The organism is Streptomyces sp. NPDC017676 (assembly GCF_044329325.1).
In the GTDB taxonomy this organism is placed as follows: domain Bacteria; phylum Actinomycetota; class Actinomycetes; order Streptomycetales; family Streptomycetaceae; genus Streptomyces.
The window spans coordinates 115,207-130,578 of record NZ_JBIRJA010000009.1 but is presented as its reverse complement, the minus strand read 5'-3'; the positions used below and the strand labels follow the sequence as shown (position 1 = coordinate 130,578).

Here is a 15,372-nt window from a genome sequence, read left to right as displayed (position 1 = left end):
GGTGGATCAGCCCCACAAGGGGGCACCACGGTGATGAGGTGGTGGCGTGCGAGACAATGGCGGCATGGAGATGCCGAGGAACGAACGGTCGCCGGGGAACCCCCAGATCCTTGTCGTGGGTCAGGACGGGATGGCGCTCGGCGGTGGCGACGGGCACGAGGACTCCCGTGAGACCCCGGTGACGGAGCAGGTGGAACAGCCGGCCAAGGTCATGCGGATCGGCAGCATGATCAAGCAGCTTCTGGAGGAGGTGCGGGCGGCTCCCCTCGACGAGGCCAGCCGGGTGCGACTCAAGGAGATCCACGCCAGCTCGGTGAAGGAGCTGGAGGACGGCCTGGCCCCCGAACTGGTCGAGGAACTGGAGCGGCTCTCCCTGCCGTTCACCGACGACGTCACCCCGAGCGACGCGGAACTGCGGATCGCGCAGGCACAGTTGGTGGGCTGGCTGGAGGGCCTCTTCCACGGGATCCAGACGACGCTGTTCGCCCAGCAGATGGCCGCCCGCGCCCAGTTGGAGCAGATGCGCCGCGCCCTCCCGCCCGGCATGACCGGCCACGAGGGCGGCGACGACCAGCACACCGGCGGCCGCTCGGGCGGGCCCTACCTGTAAGCCCCCCGACTCGGCCGGACACACCGAGGGCCCGGCGGACGACCGCCGGGCCCGACCCGTACCCCGGACATCCGGGGGCGGTTCACTGCGGTGGGTTGCCCGTCGACACCCTCAGCTCGATGGTGCCCACGTCGTCCTCGTCGACGTCGGTGCCCTGTTCGGGGAACTGGTTGAGGACGGTCCCCTCCCCCCAGGTGTTGTCGTCCTCGTGCTTGATGTCCCACTTCCAGCCCGCGGCCTGGAGGCACTTCTTCACGGAGCCGATGTCCTTGTACCGGAAGTCGGGCAGTTCGATCTTGTCCGGGTCGCTGTAGGACTCCTGCGGATCGGTGCACTTGGCCGTGTCGATCCGCCGGGTGGTGTCCGGGGGGCGGTAGCCCGCCCGGTGGGAGGCGGAGGCGGAGGCGCTCGATCCGCCGCTGCCGCCCTTGGTGTCGTCGCCGGTGTGCCTCAGCGTGAGCGCGACGATCAGCCCCACGGCCACAACGGCCGCCACCGCGACCGAACCGATGACCACCGGCCGCCGGCTCCGGCCGCCACCGGGCCGGCCCGCCTGGTGCGGCGCCATCGTGTACGGCGGCGGGGTCGGGGCGGCGCCCTGGGGGCCGTAGCCCACGGGGTGCGTCTGGTAGCCGCCCTGCTGCGGGTAGCCGTAACCAGCGGCGGGCGTCGGATGGCCGTACGGGTTCGCGACCGGTGCCGGTGCCGGGGCCGGCTGGTACGGCGTCTGTACCTGCCCGTGCGGGGCCGGGGCCGTCCGGTCGACCGGCGGGAACACCGCGGAGCCGACGCCCGAGCCGCTCTGCGTCGGACCGGCGCCCGGCACGATGCTCGGCGGTGCCGCCTGGAGGGAGGCCGCGATCCGCAGGCACTCGTCGCGCATGGACTCGGCGGTCGGGAAGCGCTCGTTCGGGTTCTTCCGCAGCGCGCGGGCGACCAGCGCGTCCACGGCGGGCGGCAGCGCGCGGTTGACCGAGGAGGGCGCCACCGGCTCCTCCTGCACATGCGCGTACGCGATGGCCAGCGGTGAGTCCGCGTCGAACGGCAGCCGCCCGGTGACCAGCTGGAACAGCATGATGCCGACCGAGTACAGGTCGGAGCGGGCGTCCACGCCGCGGCCGAGGGCCTGTTCCGGCGAGAGGTACTGCGGGGTGCCGACGACCATGCCGGTCTGGGTCATCGAGGTGACGCCGGACTGCATGGCGCGGGCGATGCCGAAGTCCATGACCTTGACCACGCCACGCTTGGTCACCATCACGTTGCCCGGTTTGATGTCGCGGTGGACCAGCCCCTTCTCGTGGCTGATCTCCAGGGCCGCGAGCACATCGGCGGTGACCTTCAGGGCCTTGTCCGCGGGCATCGCGCCGTACTGCCGGATGTCCTCCTCCAGCACGGAGCCCAGCGGCCGGCCCTCGACGTACTCCATGACGATGTACGGCGTCGCCATGCCGTTCAACTCGTCCTCGCCCGTGTCGAAGACGGAGACGATGTTGGTGTGCGTGAGCTTGGCCACGGCCTGCGCCTCGCGGCGGAAGCGCTCACGGAAGGCCTGTTCCCGGCCGAGTTCGGTGTGGAGCGTCTTGATGGCGACCTGGCGGTCCAGCACGGCGTCGTACGCGAGGTGCACGGAGGCCATGCCGCCCTCGCCCAGCAAGTCGCGCAGCTGGTAGCGGCCCCCGGCCAGCGCCTGCCCCGCGTACCGGCCGTGTGCGCCGTCCTGGCTCATCTCTCCGCGTCCCCCACCGGCCGTGCGGCGCCGTCAGCCGGCGGACAGGCCTTGATCGAATGTGTCATTCCCGGCCAAGTCTGCCCGAGGGCCCGGACACGTCAAGCTCGGTGCCCGTTCCGTGACCGTACGCGCAAGAAGCGTCGCGCAAGCGTTACAGCGGGCGTACGACCGGCGCACAGAATTTGCACGACAGCGCGTGCTAGAGGTTTCATGACCGGTCCGTCTCGGGTCGGTCCCGGTTGCCGTTCCGAACCGGTGGCCCCCGCGGAGGCTGTAGCGTGGCGGACGGAGACCGTAACAACACCGCGCGCACCGCGGGCAGAAACGACGGCGAGGACTGATGGCACAGACGCAGCGCTCTCAGGGCCCGTCCGACCCCGAGGCGACTGGCGGCGGCATGTCAGACGCGCCGGAGATGTGGGGCAACGGCGGGCTCGTCGGCGACGGCCGGTACCGGCTCACGCACCGGCTGGGCCGGGGCGGCATGGCCGAGGTGTTCGCGGCCGAGGACGTCCGCCTGGGCCGGACGGTCGCGGTCAAGCTGCTCCGCGCGGACCTGGCCGAGGACCCGGTCTCCAAGGCCCGCTTCACCCGCGAGGCACAGTCGGTCGCCGGCCTCAACCACCACGCGATCGTCGCCGTGTACGACTCCGGCGAGGACACGGTGGGCGGCCAGTCCGTGCCGTACATCGTCATGGAGCTCGTCGAGGGCCGCACCATCCGCGACCTGCTGATGAACGCCGAGGCGCCGGGCCCCGAGCAGGCCCTGATCATCGTCTCCGGGGTGCTGGAGGCGCTCGCCTACTCGCACCAGCACGGCATCGTCCACCGTGACATCAAGCCGGCGAACGTCATCATCACCGACAGCGGTGCCGTCAAGGTGATGGACTTCGGCATCGCCCGCGCCCTGCACGGCGCGTCGACGACGATGACGCAGACCGGCATGGTCATGGGCACCCCGCAGTACCTCTCCCCGGAGCAGGCGCTCGGCAAGGCCGTCGACCACCGCTCCGACCTGTACGCCACCGGCTGCCTGCTGTACGAACTCCTCGCGCTGCGGCCCCCGTTCACCGGCGAGACCCCGCTGTCGGTGGTCTACCAGCACGTCCAGGACATGCCGGTGCCGCCGTCGCAGGTCTCCGACGGGACCTGCCCGCCGGAGCTGGACGGCCTGGTCATGCGCTCGCTCGCCAAGGAGCCCGACGACCGGTTCCAGACGGCCGAGGAGATGCGCGGGCTCGTCCAGTACGGCCTGCAGATGCTCTATGACCAGGGCGGGCACACCGGCACCTGGAACACCGGCCCGGTGGAGACGCACGACGGCCGGCAGACCCCGGCGGGCGGCTTCGCCGGGACGACCGTCATGCCCCACCCGGCGTCGGACGCCTCGGGCACCACGCAGATCCCGCAGCCGATCCTGCCCGCGGGCTACGGCAGCGGTGACGACGGCGGTTTCGAGGGACACGGCAACAAGGGCGGCGGACGCGGCAAACTGTGGCTCCTCGCCGTCTTCGCGGTCATCGCGATCGCGGCGGGCGTGGCACTGGCGCTGAACGGCGCGGGCGGCGGCAGCGGCGGCGACGACACCGACGTCCAGCCGACCAAGACGCAGTCCAAGAGCACGAAGCACGAATCGCCCACCCCGACCCCGTCCGACGACAAGACCGACCAGCCCTCGGAGACCGAGACGAACAGCGGCTCCGACACGGGCACCGGCTCCGGCGGCTGGCCGCCGGCGACCACCCCGTCGTACACCCCGTCGAGGACGGCCAGTTCCACCCCGAGCACCGAGCCCTCGCAGCCGCAGACCTCGCAGTCGCAGCCCACGGACCCGACGAACGGCGGCACGGACGCGGGCACCGGTGACGCCGGTGGCACGGACGCGGGCACCGGTGACGCCGGTGGCACCGACGCGGGCACCGGTGACGCCGGCACCACCGAGGGCACCACGACGGACGGCAGCACCGGCACCACCACCGGTTGAAGGACACCCACGGCGGCCGGGACGGCGTCCCCCTGAGGTGACGCCGCCGGCCCGCCGCACGAAGGCGCCCCGCCCGCAGGCGTCTCATCGCCCGCACGGGGCGTCTTGCTCGCGCGGGGCGTCCCGCCCGCCGGGGACCTGATGCCCGGCGCCTACTGCACGAACGCGTCGCACACCGCGTCGTACTCGCGGGTCCACCACACCGCGAGGGCCGACGCGGCCGGGAACTGGGTGTCCGCGCGCGTGTCGCCGCGCTCGTAGTGCCAGCGCAGCATCCAGAAGTCGTTCAGCCGCTCCCACCACACCCGGTGCACGGCCGCGGACAGCTCCGAGGGGGTGGCGCCGGCCGCGCGCCGGTACGCGCGCGCGTAGGCACGCACTTTCGGCAGGTCCAGGGTCCCGCCGGGCGCCACGAAGAAGATGACGGCGGCGCGTACGGCCTCCTCCGCGCGCGGCTGCACACCGAGCCGGTCCCAGTCCACGATGGCGGCCGGGGCGTCGTCCTTGTAGAGCAGGTTGAACGGGTGGAAGTCGCCGTGCACCCAGCCCACCGAACCGCCGCGCGGCGGGCGCCGGTCCGCGTGCTGCTCCAGGAGCGCGCGGCGCTCCAGCAGCCGGTGCCGGGCGAGTTCGTCGAAGGCGTCGGCGGGGCGGTGCCGGCGCACATGGGCGAGCAGGTCGTCGATGAGGGCGAAGGTGTCGGCCGGGTCCGCGCTCTCCACCGGGTGGGGGCTCGTCGCCGGGCGCGTACGCCCCTTGGGGGGCATCACACGCTCCAGACAGGCGTGCACGGCGCCCAGGAGCGCCCCCAGGCGCGCGCTCTGCCCCCGGGTGAGCTGGCCGCCGTGCCGGTGCCTGCCGTCGATCCAGGGATGCAGCGCGTAGGCGTGGCCGCCGACGACGGCGACCGTGCGGCCCTCGCGGTGCGGGAGCGGTACGGCGACCGGGACGCCGAGGTCGGCGAGGCGCTGGGTGGCCAGGTGCCGGCGCTCGATGGCGGCCGGGTCGGCGGTGTCCGGGTCGAAGTGGTGCTTGAGGAAGTAACGGCCGCTGGTGGTGCACAGCCGGTAGCCGCGGTTGAGCAGGCCCTGGTCGACCGGCTCACAGGTGAGGGCGGTCCCCGCGGCGTACAGGCGGAGCAGGGCGCCCAGGGGGAGTGCGTGGGGCACGGGGGGTGGTACACATGAGCGCGGCACGCGCCAGATGCTAGGGCACGCGCAGCCCGTGTGAGCTGGGGCTTGTCACAGTCAGTCGCCGACGGTCGCTTTCGGTCACGAGACGGGCTTTTCCCGCTCGCCGCGGGCCACGGCGCGGTCCTCGTTCGTACGCACCCCGCGGCCTCATCCGAATGCAGTAGAAATACCGCGACTTTTCCTTCTTTGTGTGCGAGGCCGGTCTCACATGAAACTCTTCCCGTGACCTGGGTGCGCGGGATAACGTGCGGGTGCTCCGGACTGCCGCAAGGCTGTGACCAGCGCGCTTCCGCATCACCTCGATTTACTTGGAAATCCAAGCAAAATCGCAGGTCAAACGGGGTTTCACAGAAATGTGGGGCACTGGGTAACGTGATGGTTGCAGGGCGCTCGCCGGGGCACCTGTCACGCCTGTTCCCGGCCGAGTGGCACCCACCCCGTGCCCGGTGGTCGAAACAGGTGAGCCGCACTGGCCTACCGGCAACCCCGGGGGCCGGAACGACGGAGGAGCACACGTGACCGTGGAGAGCAGTGCCGCGCGCAAGCCGCGACGCACCGCCGCAGGCAAGGCCGGCACCGCCGGCGGCAAGACCGGCACCACCGGCGCCGCGACCGGAGCCACCGGCACCAAGCGCACCACCCGCAGCACCGCCAGGAAGAGCACCGAGCCGGAGCTCGTGCAGCTCCTGACGCCGGAGGGCAAGCGGGTCAAGAACGCCGAGTACGACGCCTACGTCGCCGGCATCACCCCCGAAGAGCTGCGCGGCCTGTACCGCGACATGGTGCTCACCCGCCGCTTCGACGCCGAGGCCACCGCCCTGCAGCGCCAGGGCGAACTGGGCCTGTGGGCCTCCCTGCTGGGCCAGGAGGCCGCCCAGATCGGCTCCGGCCGGGCCACCCGCGAGGACGACTACGTCTTCCCGACCTACCGGGAGCACGGCGTCGCCTGGTGCCGCGGCGTCGACCCGACCAACCTGCTCGGCATGTTCCGCGGCGTGAACAACGGCGGCTGGGACCCGAACAGCAACAACTTCCACCTGTACACGATCGTCATCGGCTCCCAGACGCTGCACGCCACCGGCTACGCGATGGGCGTGGCCAAGGACGGCGCGGACTCGGCGGTCATCGCCTACTTCGGCGACGGCGCCTCCAGCCAGGGCGACGTCGCCGAATCGTTCACCTTCTCCGCGGTCTACAACGCCCCCGTGGTGTTCTTCTGCCAGAACAACCAGTGGGCGATCTCCGAACCCACCGAGAGGCAGACCCGCGTCCCGCTCTACCAGCGGGCGCAGGGCTACGGCTTCCCCGGCGTCCGCGTCGACGGCAACGACGTCCTGGCCTGCCTCGCCGTCACCAAGTGGGCGCTGGAGCGCGCCCGCAACGGTGAGGGACCCACCCTGGTGGAGGCGTTCACCTACCGCATGGGCGCCCACACCACCTCCGACGACCCCACCCGCTACCGGGGCGACGAGGAGCGGCTGGCCTGGGAGGCGAAGGACCCGATCCTGCGGCTCCGCCGGTACCTGGAGGCCTCGAACCACGCGGACGAGGGATTCTTCGCGGAACTTGAGACCGAGTCCGAGGCGTTGGGCAGACGAGTGCGCGAAGCGGTCCGCGCGATGCCCGACCCGGACCGTTTCGCCATCTTCGAGAACGCGTACGCGGACGGGCACGCGCTCGTCGACGAGGAGCGCGCCCAGTTCGCCGCCTACCAGGCGTCGTTCGCCGATGAAGGGGGTCACTGACATGGCCGAGAAGATGGCGATGGCCAAGGCCATCAACGAGTCGCTGCGCCGTGCCCTGGACGCCGACCCCAAGGTGCTGATCATGGGTGAGGACGTCGGCAAGCTCGGCGGCGTCTTCCGGGTGACGGACGGACTGCAGAAGGACTTCGGCGAGAGCCGGGTCATCGACACCCCCCTCGCCGAGTCCGGCATCGTCGGCACCGCGATCGGCCTGGCCCTGCGCGGCTACCGCCCGGTGGTGGAGATCCAGTTCGACGGCTTCGTCTTCCCGGCCTACGACCAGATCGTCACCCAGCTGGCCAAGATGCACGCCCGCTCGCTGGGCAAGGTCAAGCTGCCGGTCGTGGTCCGCATCCCCTACGGCGGCGGCATCGGCGCGGTCGAGCACCACTCGGAGTCTCCGGAAGCGCTGTTCGCGCACGTGGCCGGCCTGAAGGTGGTCTCCCCGTCCAACGCGTCGGACGCGTACTGGATGATGCAGCAGGCCATCCAGAGCGACGACCCGGTGATCTACTTCGAGCCCAAGCGGCGCTACTGGGACAAGGCCGAGGTCGACTTCGAGGCGATCCCCGCCCCGCTGCACAAGGCGCGCGTGGTCCGCGAGGGCACCGACCTGACCCTGGCGGCCTACGGCCCCATGGTGAAGCTGTGCCAGGAGGCGGCGGACGCGGCGGCCGAGGAGGGCAAGTCCCTGGAGGTCCTGGACCTGCGCTCGGTCAGCCCCCTCGACTTCGACTCCGTCCAGGCCTCGGTGGAGAAGACCCGCCGCCTGGTCGTGGTGCACGAGGCACCGGTGTTCTTCGGCTCCGGCGCGGAGATCGCCGCCCGGATCACCGAGCGCTGCTTCTACCACCTGGAGGCACCGGTCCTCAGGGTCGGCGGCTACCACGCCCCGTATCCGCCGGCGCGCCTGGAAGAGGAGTACCTGCCGGACCTGGACCGTGTGCTCGACGCCGTCGACCGCTCGCTGGCGTACTGAGGAGAGGGTCGTGACGACGATGACGGAAGCGTCCGTACGCGAGTTCAAGATGCCCGACGTGGGCGAGGGACTCACCGAGGCCGAGATCCTCAAGTGGTACGTCCAGCCGGGCGACACGGTGACGGACGGCCAGGTGGTCTGCGAGGTGGAGACGGCGAAGGCGGCCGTCGAGCTGCCCATCCCCTACGACGGCGTGGTCCGCGAACTGCACTTCCCCGAGGGCACCACGGTGGACGTGGGCACGCCCATCATCGCGGTGGCCCTGGCCGGCGCCGCCGCGCCGGAGGTCCCCGCGGAGCAGCCGGAGGCCCCCGCCGGGCAGCCGGAGGCGCCGGCCAAGGAGCCCAAGCCGGAGGGTCGTCAGCCGGTCCTCGTCGGGTACGGCGTGGCGACCTCCTCCACCCGGCGCCGCCCGCGCAAGGGCCCCGAGGTCACCGTCCCGGCGCCGGCACAGGCGGTCCAGGCGGAGCTGAACGGCCACGGCGGGTCGATCGCCGAGAAGTCCCGCCCGCTGGCCAAGCCCCCGGTGCGCAAGCTGGCCAAGGACCTGGGCGTCGACCTGGCCGCGATCACCCCGTCCGGCCCGGACGGCATCATCACGCGTGAGGACGTCCACGCGGCGGCCACGCCCCGCACGGCCGAGCCGGCCGCCCCGGTCACGGCGGCGCCCGCCGCTCCCGCGGCCCCGGCGCCCGTGGCGTCGTACGACACCGCGCGGGAGACCCGCGTCCCGGTCAAGGGCGTCCGCAAGGCCACCGCGCAGGCGATGGTGGGCTCGGCGTTCACCGCGCCGCACGTCACCGAGTTCGTGACGGTGGACGTGACCCGCACGATGAAGCTGGTCGAGGAGCTGAAGCAGGACAAGGAGATGCAGGGCCTGCGGGTCAACCCGCTGCTGCTGATCGCCAAGGCCCTGCTGGTCGCCATCAAGCGCAACCCGGACATCAACGCGTCCTGGGACGAGGCGAACCAGGAGATCGTGCGCAAGCACTACGTCAACCTGGGCATCGCCGCGGCCACCCCGCGCGGCCTGATCGTCCCGAACATCAAGGACGCGCAGGACAAGACGCTCCCGCAGCTCGCGGAGGCGCTGGGCGAGCTGGTGTCCACCGCCCGCGAGGGCAAGACCTCCCCCGCGGCCATGCAGGGCGGCACGGTGACCATCACCAACGTCGGCGTCTTCGGCGTCGACACCGGCACCCCGATCCTCAACCCGGGCGAGTCGGCGATCCTCGCGGTCGGTGCGATCAAGCTCCAGCCGTGGGTCCACAAGGGCAAGGTGAAGCCGCGTCAGGTCACCACCCTGGCCCTGAGCTTCGACCACCGCCTGGTGGACGGCGAACTGGGCTCGAAGGTGCTCGCGGACGTCGCGGCGATCCTGGAACAGCCGAAGCGACTGATCACCTGGGCCTGACCGCCCGACAACTCGCCGGCACACGGCGAAGGGCCCGCCGCACGGAGGTGCGGCGGGCCCTTGTCGTCGGTGCGTCAGCCGAGCTTGGCGAAGCCGTAGTTGAGGAGCTTCTTCGCGTCCGCCTCGCGCTGGGCGATGGAGGAGGAGGCGAGGACGGTGCCGATGACGGTCTTGCCGTTGCGGGTCGCGGCGAAGACCAGGCAGTACTTGGCCTCCGGGCCGGAACCGGTCTTCACGCCGATGGTGCCGCTGTAGCTGCTGAGGAGCCCGTTGGTGTTCTTCCACGGGTTCATCGTGCGGGTGCTGCCCGTCTTGGTGATCGTCTTCGCGGTGTACGACTTGGTCTTGACGATCGTGCGGAACGTGGAGTTCTTCATCGCGCTGCTGGCGATCTTCGTCAGGTCGCGCGGCGTCGAGTAGTTGGAGCCGTTGCCGATGCCGTCGAACGAGTCGAAGTGGGTGTTCTTCAGACCCAGGTTCTTGGCGGCGGTGTTCATCTTGCCGATGAAGGACTTCACCCGCGCGGCCCGCGTGGAGCCGGAGCCGAACTTGTCGGCGAGCGCGTAGGCGGCGTCGCAGCCGGACGGCAGCATCAGGCCGTACAGGAGCTGGCGGACCGTCACCTTGTCGCCGACGATCAGGTGGGCCTGGGAGGCGTTGTTCTTGACGACGTAGTCGCTGTACGCCTTCTGGATCGTGACCTTGGCGTCGAGGTTCAGGTTCGACTGCGCGAGCACGACCTTGGCGGTCATGATCTTGGTGGTGGAGCCGGTGGAGCGCTTGGTGTCCGCCGCCTTTCCGTACAGCGTCGAGCTGTTCGCGTTGTTCATCACGAACCCGCCCTTGGCCACGATCGACGGCGCGGTGACGGCCTGCGCGGGCGCTGCGGTGAGGGCACCGGTCGCGAGCAGCGCGCCGGACGTGACGGCGACGGCAGTTGCTCTGCGGAGGCGGATGCCCTTGATGCCGGTAATCAAAGTGATGTACCTCGAATGTCTTGAATGCCCCTGGATTGCGGCCGAGTTGAGGTGGCAAGCGGGAGGGGGGCCGCATAAGTGTGACACGTAAGTAGCACAGAAGGTTGTGCGGGCGCTGCGAGAGGCGTTCGTCACGTCCGCATGATGGACGGTCCCGCCCTTGCGTACGTGTTGTATCTATGCTGTGGGCATGAACACGGCCGTCGAGCAGTCCGCCCCGCAGTCCCTCAAGCAGCCACCCGCCGCCGACCGCGTGTACACCCACGTCAAGCAGGGTGTGCTCGACCGCCGCTACGAGGGCGGCACCCTGCTCACCGAGGGGGAGCTGGCCGAGGCCGTCGGGGTCTCGCGCACGCCCGTCCGGGAGGCGCTGCTGCGGCTGGAGGTGGAGGGCCTCATCCGGCTCTACCCGAAGAAGGGCGCCCTGGTCCTGCCGGTCTCCGCGCAGGAGATCGCCGACGTGGTGGAGACCCGGTTGCTGGTCGAGGAGCACGCGGCCCGTAAGGCCGTACCCGCGCCGCCGGGCCTGCTGGAGCGGCTGGCCGAGCTGCTGGAGCAGCAGAAGGCGCAGGCCGCCGCCGGTGACCTGGCCGCCGCCGCGGTCACCGACCGCTGCTTCCACGCCGAGATCGTGCGCAGCGGGGGCAACGAGATCCTCGCCCGGCTCTACGACCAGTTGCGCGACCGGCAGCTGCGGATGGGCGTCGCCGTCATGCACTCCCACCCCGACAGGATCGCCAAGACGCTCGCCGAGCATGAGGAGATCCTGGACGCGCTGCGCGCCGGCGACGCGGAGGCGGCCGTCGGGATCGTGCACCGGCACGTGGGCTGGTTCTCGCACCTGGCACGGGGTGAGGTCCGATGAGCCTGGCGGGCCGCAGCGCCACCCTTCCGGGCGATCCGCCCGGCGGACGCCGGGCCGTCGCCGTGTGGTCCATAGGCGTGGCCGTCTACTTCGTCGCCGTCATCTTCCGTACGTCACTGGGGGTGGCCGGCCTCGACGCGGCCGACCGCTTCCACGTGGGCGCCTCCGCGCTCTCCACGTTCTCCATCCTCCAGCTGCTGGTCTACGCGGGCATGCAGATACCCGTCGGCCTGCTCGTGGACCACCTCGGCACCAAGAAGGTGCTGAGCATCGGTGCGGTGCTCTTCACCGCCGGACAACTGGGCTTCGCCTTCTCCCCCTCGTACGGCACCGCGCTCGCCTCCCGGGCGCTGCTGGGCTGCGGCGACGCGATGACCTTCATCAGCGTGCTGCGGCTCGGCACCCGCTGGTTCCCGGCCCGGCGCGGGCCGCTGGTGGCGCAGCTCGCGGGCCTGGTCGGCATGGCGGGCAACCTGGTCTCCACCCTGGTCCTGTCCCGGCTGCTGCACGGCATCGGCTGGACCCCGGCGTTCGCGGGAAGCGCGCTGGCGGGCGCGGTCGTCCTCGTGCTCACCCTGCTGTTCCTGAAGGACCACCCCGAGGGGCAGGAGCCGGAGCCGTCCCCGCACCGGGGCGCGGCCTACGTCCGCCGGCAGATCGCCGCGTCCTGGCGGGAGCCCGGCACCCGCCTGGGTCTGTGGGTGCACTTCACCACCCAGTTCCCGGCGATGGTGTTCCTGCTGCTGTGGGGCCTGCCGTTCCTGGTCGAGGCGCAGGGCCTCAGCCGTGGCACGGCCGGCGAACTGCTCACTCTCGTCGTGCTGTCCAACATGGTGATCGGCCTGGTCTACGGACAGATCGTCGCCCGGCACCACGCGGCGCGGCTGCCGCTGGCGCTGGGCACGGTGGCCGCCACCGCGCTGCTGTGGGCGGCGACCCTGGCCTACCCCGGGGAGCACGCGCCGATGTGGCTGCTGCTGGTGCTGTGCGCGGTGCTCGGCGCGTGCGGACCGGCGTCGATGCTCGGCTTCGACTTCGCCCGGCCGGCCAACCCGCCCGAGCGACAGGGCACGGCGTCCGGCATCACCAACATGGGTGGCTTCATCGCCTCCATGACGACGCTCTTCGCGATCGGCGTGCTGCTGGACGCGACCGGGGACGACTACACCGTGGCGTTCAGCGCCGTGTTCGTGCTCCAGGCGCTCGGGATCGGTCAGATCCTGCGGCTGCGGGGGCGGGCGGCCCGGCGGGAGCGGGAGCGGCTGGTCGCCAGCCGGGTGGAGACGGTGCACGTGCCCGCGGCGTGAGCCGAGGGTCCTGCCGCGTGCCCACCCGCCCGCGGTGGGCCGGGAGGCCCGCCGGGTGCCGTCACGGCGTCACCGCGAAGTGGCGCAGGATGGCCGCCGCCAGGTCCTGGTCGCCCTCCGTCTTCACCCGGTCCGCCACCGCCTCGGGGCTCACCCGGCCGCAGGCCAGGCGGACGTAGGTCTCCCAGTCGAGGCTGAGGGTGGCCGCGGGGCCGAGAGCGGGGGCGGTCTCCACGGTGCCGCGGCCCTGGATGTCGACGCGGACCGTGCGCAGGAACTCGACCGGGCCGTGCACGTCGAACACGACCGCCGAGCTGCGCGGGGCGTCCGCGTCGTGCGCCACGACCTTGGGCAGCGCCTCCAGCAGGACGTCCCGGGTGACGTGGGCGCCCGGCGAGTCCAGGTTGCCGGGGCGGCCGAGGGCCGCGCGCAGGTCCTGCTCGTGCACCCACACGTCGAACGCCCGGGCCCGGTAGGCCTGTTCCAGGGTGATCTCCGTGCCCAGCGGCCCGCGCACCTTGGTGCCGGGGTCCCGGGCCTCGTTGCGCAGCTGGCGGTTGCGGCGGATGACCGTGTACTCCAGCTCGGCCGTCATCTCCGGCGCCGTGTGGTGGCGGCGGACGTCGACCTGCATCTCCATGTAGCGCTGGTGCTCGGTGGTGACGTGGAACAGGTCGCGCGGCAGGGAGTGGATGGGGCGCGGGTCGCCGAGCATCTCGCAGTCCAGGCCGATCACATGGGACACGATGTCCCGCACCGACCAGCCGGGGCAGGGCGTCCGCCGGTTCCACTCGCCCTCGACGAGCGACTGCACCATCTCGGATATCGCTTCGATGGAGTGGGTCCAGGCGTCGGCGTAGGGCTGGAGGGTGGGATGCAGACTCACGGAACAGGACCCCTCGGCGGTCGGTACACGGGCAGGTTGTGGCGGCATGGCCAGCGGGCGGCGGCTGCACTTCGGCGGGTGTCTTGAGAGGCTAAGTTACGCTGCTGAAAGGCACCCCGGCAGTGCTTTCGTGTGACGATCGTAGGCCCGTGTGGACGACTCGAATGCCAGGACGGTGGTAGTGTGCGCGCCTCGCTGATCCAGATCGCCGTGGACGAGGGCGAACCGGTCGACTCCCGGCGCCGGCGCGTGGCCGCGCTGGTGCGGGAGCAGAGCGGCGCCGACCTCGTCGTCCTGCCCGAACTGTGGACCACCGGTGCCTTCGCCTTCGAGGAGTTCGGCCGTGCGGCCGAGCCGCTCGAAGGTCCGACGTACGAGGCGATGGCCAAGGCGGCGAGCGACGCGGGCGTGTGGCTGCACGCCGGCTCCCTTCCCGAGCGGGACCCTGACGGCACCCTCTACAACTCGTCTCTCCTCTTCTCCCCCTCCGGTGACCTGGTCGCGGCCTACCGCAAGATCCACCGCTTCGGCTTCGACAAGGGCGAAGCGGTGCTGATGGGCGCGGGCCGGGACCTGGTGACGGCCCGGCTGCCCGGGACCACGCTCGGCCTGGCCACCTGCTACGACCTCCGTTTCCCCGAACTCTTCCGCGGTCTGGTGGACGCCGGTGCCGAGACGCTGGTGATCCCGGCGGGCTGGCCCGAGCGGCGACGCGCGCACTGGACGCTGCTGGCCAAGGCGCGGGCGGTGGAGAACCAGGCGTTCGTGCTCGCCTGTGGAACGGCCGGGACCCACGCCGGAGTTCCGCAGGCGGGTCACTCGATCGTGGTGGATCCGTGGGGTGAGGTGCTCGCCGAGGCCGGCCCCGGAGAAGAGGTCCTCACGGTCGACCTGGACCCGGCGAAGGTCGCCGCGACCCGCGAACAGTTCCCGGCGCTCAAGGACCGGGTGCTGGGTCTGGAACCGCCCCGGCGCCCGAGCTAGGGTCTTTCGTTCGGATCATGCCGGGCTCGCGGGCCCTGGCACCGCGCCTCGCCGCGTTGTCGTCGGTGGCCATGGCTCCGCCATGGCGCCCTCCTCCGCCTTGCGATGCACGGCACCAGACCCCGCTCCCTGATCCGGCCTGATCCGAACGAAAGACCCTAGCCCCGTCAGTCCTCCTCCCCCTCCTTCTCGGCGAGGTGGATCACGCACACCGCCACCGCGATCAGCAGCGCCGGGTCGGCGTCCTCCCGTACGACGTCCACGCCGTACGTGTCGCGGATGCTCAGCCAGCGGCGGGAGATCACCGCGAGGAGTTCGCCGTCGTACTCGACGGCGAACTCGCGGTCCAGGATCTTTCCGCTGACGTCGAGTTCGGTGCCGTCCACCAGGGAGACGCGGTAGTGGTTGCGCAGCAGGGACAGCCGCTTGCGCCGGATCCTGGCCAGGGGCTCGCCGTCGCGTTCGATCAGCATGGTGTCGCGCAGGGCGAACATCTTCTGGTGGATGTCGATCAGGACCCGGCCCTCGGTGTCCTTCAGCTCGAAGGTGTCCCGCAGGCGCATCGCCTTGCCGTCGACGAGGAACACCTTCCGGCCCTGGTCGTCCTCGATCCACCAGTCGTCACCGATGCCGAGGATCCGGTCGCGCACGAGGAATCTCATACGGGTCATGCTTCCCCGGCGCGTGCTGATCGTCACA

General features: G+C 71.4%; 13 protein-coding genes. 8 read left to right on the top strand and 5 right to left on the bottom strand.

Going from position 1 to position 15,372, the window contains the following annotated elements; translation table 11 throughout:
- Positions 1-64 precede the first annotated feature (64 nt).
- Complete coding sequence (locus ACH4LD_RS21000; RefSeq protein ID WP_132784785.1) at positions 65-610, top strand: bacterial proteasome activator family protein; 546 nt, start codon at positions 65-67, stop codon at positions 608-610.
- 82 nt (positions 611-692) lie between these two features.
- Here ACH4LD_RS21000 and ACH4LD_RS20995 read toward each other — a convergent pair whose 3' ends face one another.
- Positions 693-2,336: a protein kinase gene (locus ACH4LD_RS20995; RefSeq protein WP_398054811.1), complete on the bottom strand. Its 1,644-nt coding sequence runs from the start codon at positions 2,334-2,336 to the stop codon at positions 693-695.
- A 343-nt stretch (positions 2,337-2,679) separates the two neighbouring features.
- Here ACH4LD_RS20995 and ACH4LD_RS20990 point away from each other — a divergent pair, with 343 nt between their 5' ends.
- Positions 2,680-4,323, top strand: a complete 1,644-nt coding sequence (locus ACH4LD_RS20990) for a protein kinase (RefSeq protein WP_398054810.1) — start codon at positions 2,680-2,682, stop codon at positions 4,321-4,323.
- A 152-nt stretch (positions 4,324-4,475) separates the two neighbouring features.
- On the opposite strand, the gene ACH4LD_RS20985 is transcribed toward ACH4LD_RS20990, so the two are convergent.
- Positions 4,476-5,492: a phosphotransferase gene (locus ACH4LD_RS20985; RefSeq protein WP_207928319.1), complete on the bottom strand. Its 1,017-nt coding sequence runs from the start codon at positions 5,490-5,492 to the stop codon at positions 4,476-4,478.
- A 539-nt stretch (positions 5,493-6,031) separates the two neighbouring features.
- Here ACH4LD_RS20985 and pdhA point away from each other — a divergent pair.
- Genes pdhA through ACH4LD_RS20970 form a run of 3 tightly spaced genes read left to right on the top strand, consistent with a single transcriptional unit; the run spans position 6,032 to position 9,654 of the window.
- Positions 6,032-7,261 carry a pyruvate dehydrogenase (acetyl-transferring) E1 component subunit alpha gene (pdhA, locus tag ACH4LD_RS20980; protein WP_398054809.1) on the top strand — a complete coding sequence of 410 codons (1,230 nt, stop codon included), beginning with the start codon at positions 6,032-6,034 and terminating at the stop codon, positions 7,259-7,261.
- A gap of 1 nt (position 7,262) precedes the next feature.
- Positions 7,263-8,240, top strand: coding sequence for an alpha-ketoacid dehydrogenase subunit beta (locus ACH4LD_RS20975; protein ID WP_103813530.1), 978 nt, complete (start codon positions 7,263-7,265; stop codon positions 8,238-8,240).
- A 10-nt stretch (positions 8,241-8,250) separates the two neighbouring features.
- Entirely contained in the window at positions 8,251-9,654 is a 1,404-nt protein-coding gene (locus ACH4LD_RS20970) for a dihydrolipoamide acetyltransferase family protein (protein WP_398054808.1), read from the top strand.
- A gap of 74 nt (positions 9,655-9,728) precedes the next feature.
- On the opposite strand, the gene ACH4LD_RS20965 is transcribed toward ACH4LD_RS20970, so the two are convergent.
- On the bottom strand, positions 9,729-10,631 hold the full coding sequence (locus tag ACH4LD_RS20965) for a D-alanyl-D-alanine carboxypeptidase family protein (protein ID WP_398054807.1): 903 nt from the start codon (positions 10,629-10,631) through the stop codon (positions 9,729-9,731).
- Positions 10,632-10,821: 190 nt separating this feature from the next.
- Here ACH4LD_RS20965 and ACH4LD_RS20960 point away from each other — a divergent pair, with 190 nt between their 5' ends.
- Both ACH4LD_RS20960 and ACH4LD_RS20955 read left to right on the top strand, forming a co-directional pair.
- A complete protein-coding gene (locus ACH4LD_RS20960; protein WP_103813660.1) occupies positions 10,822-11,496 on the top strand; it encodes a GntR family transcriptional regulator in 675 nt (224 codons plus the stop codon).
- Positions 11,493-12,803, top strand: a complete 1,311-nt coding sequence (locus tag ACH4LD_RS20955) for a nitrate/nitrite transporter (RefSeq protein ID WP_398054806.1) — start codon at positions 11,493-11,495, stop codon at positions 12,801-12,803. Before ACH4LD_RS20960 ends, ACH4LD_RS20955 begins: the two co-directional genes overlap by 4 nt.
- A 61-nt stretch (positions 12,804-12,864) precedes the next feature.
- Here ACH4LD_RS20955 and ACH4LD_RS20950 read toward each other — a convergent pair whose 3' ends face one another.
- Positions 12,865-13,689 (bottom strand): maleylpyruvate isomerase family mycothiol-dependent enzyme, encoded by an 825-nt coding sequence (locus ACH4LD_RS20950; RefSeq protein ID WP_398054805.1) that lies wholly within the window; start codon positions 13,687-13,689, stop codon positions 12,865-12,867.
- A 183-nt stretch (positions 13,690-13,872) separates the two neighbouring features.
- Between ACH4LD_RS20950 and ACH4LD_RS20945 the strand changes: the two genes are divergently transcribed.
- Positions 13,873-14,673, top strand: coding sequence for a carbon-nitrogen family hydrolase (locus tag ACH4LD_RS20945; RefSeq protein WP_132784773.1), 801 nt, complete (start codon positions 13,873-13,875; stop codon positions 14,671-14,673).
- A 167-nt stretch (positions 14,674-14,840) separates the two neighbouring features.
- On the opposite strand, the gene ACH4LD_RS20940 is transcribed toward ACH4LD_RS20945, so the two are convergent.
- Positions 14,841-15,335, bottom strand: a complete 495-nt coding sequence (locus ACH4LD_RS20940; protein WP_132785067.1) for an LURP-one-related family protein — start codon at positions 15,333-15,335, stop codon at positions 14,841-14,843.
- Positions 15,336-15,372: the final 37 nt, after the last annotated feature.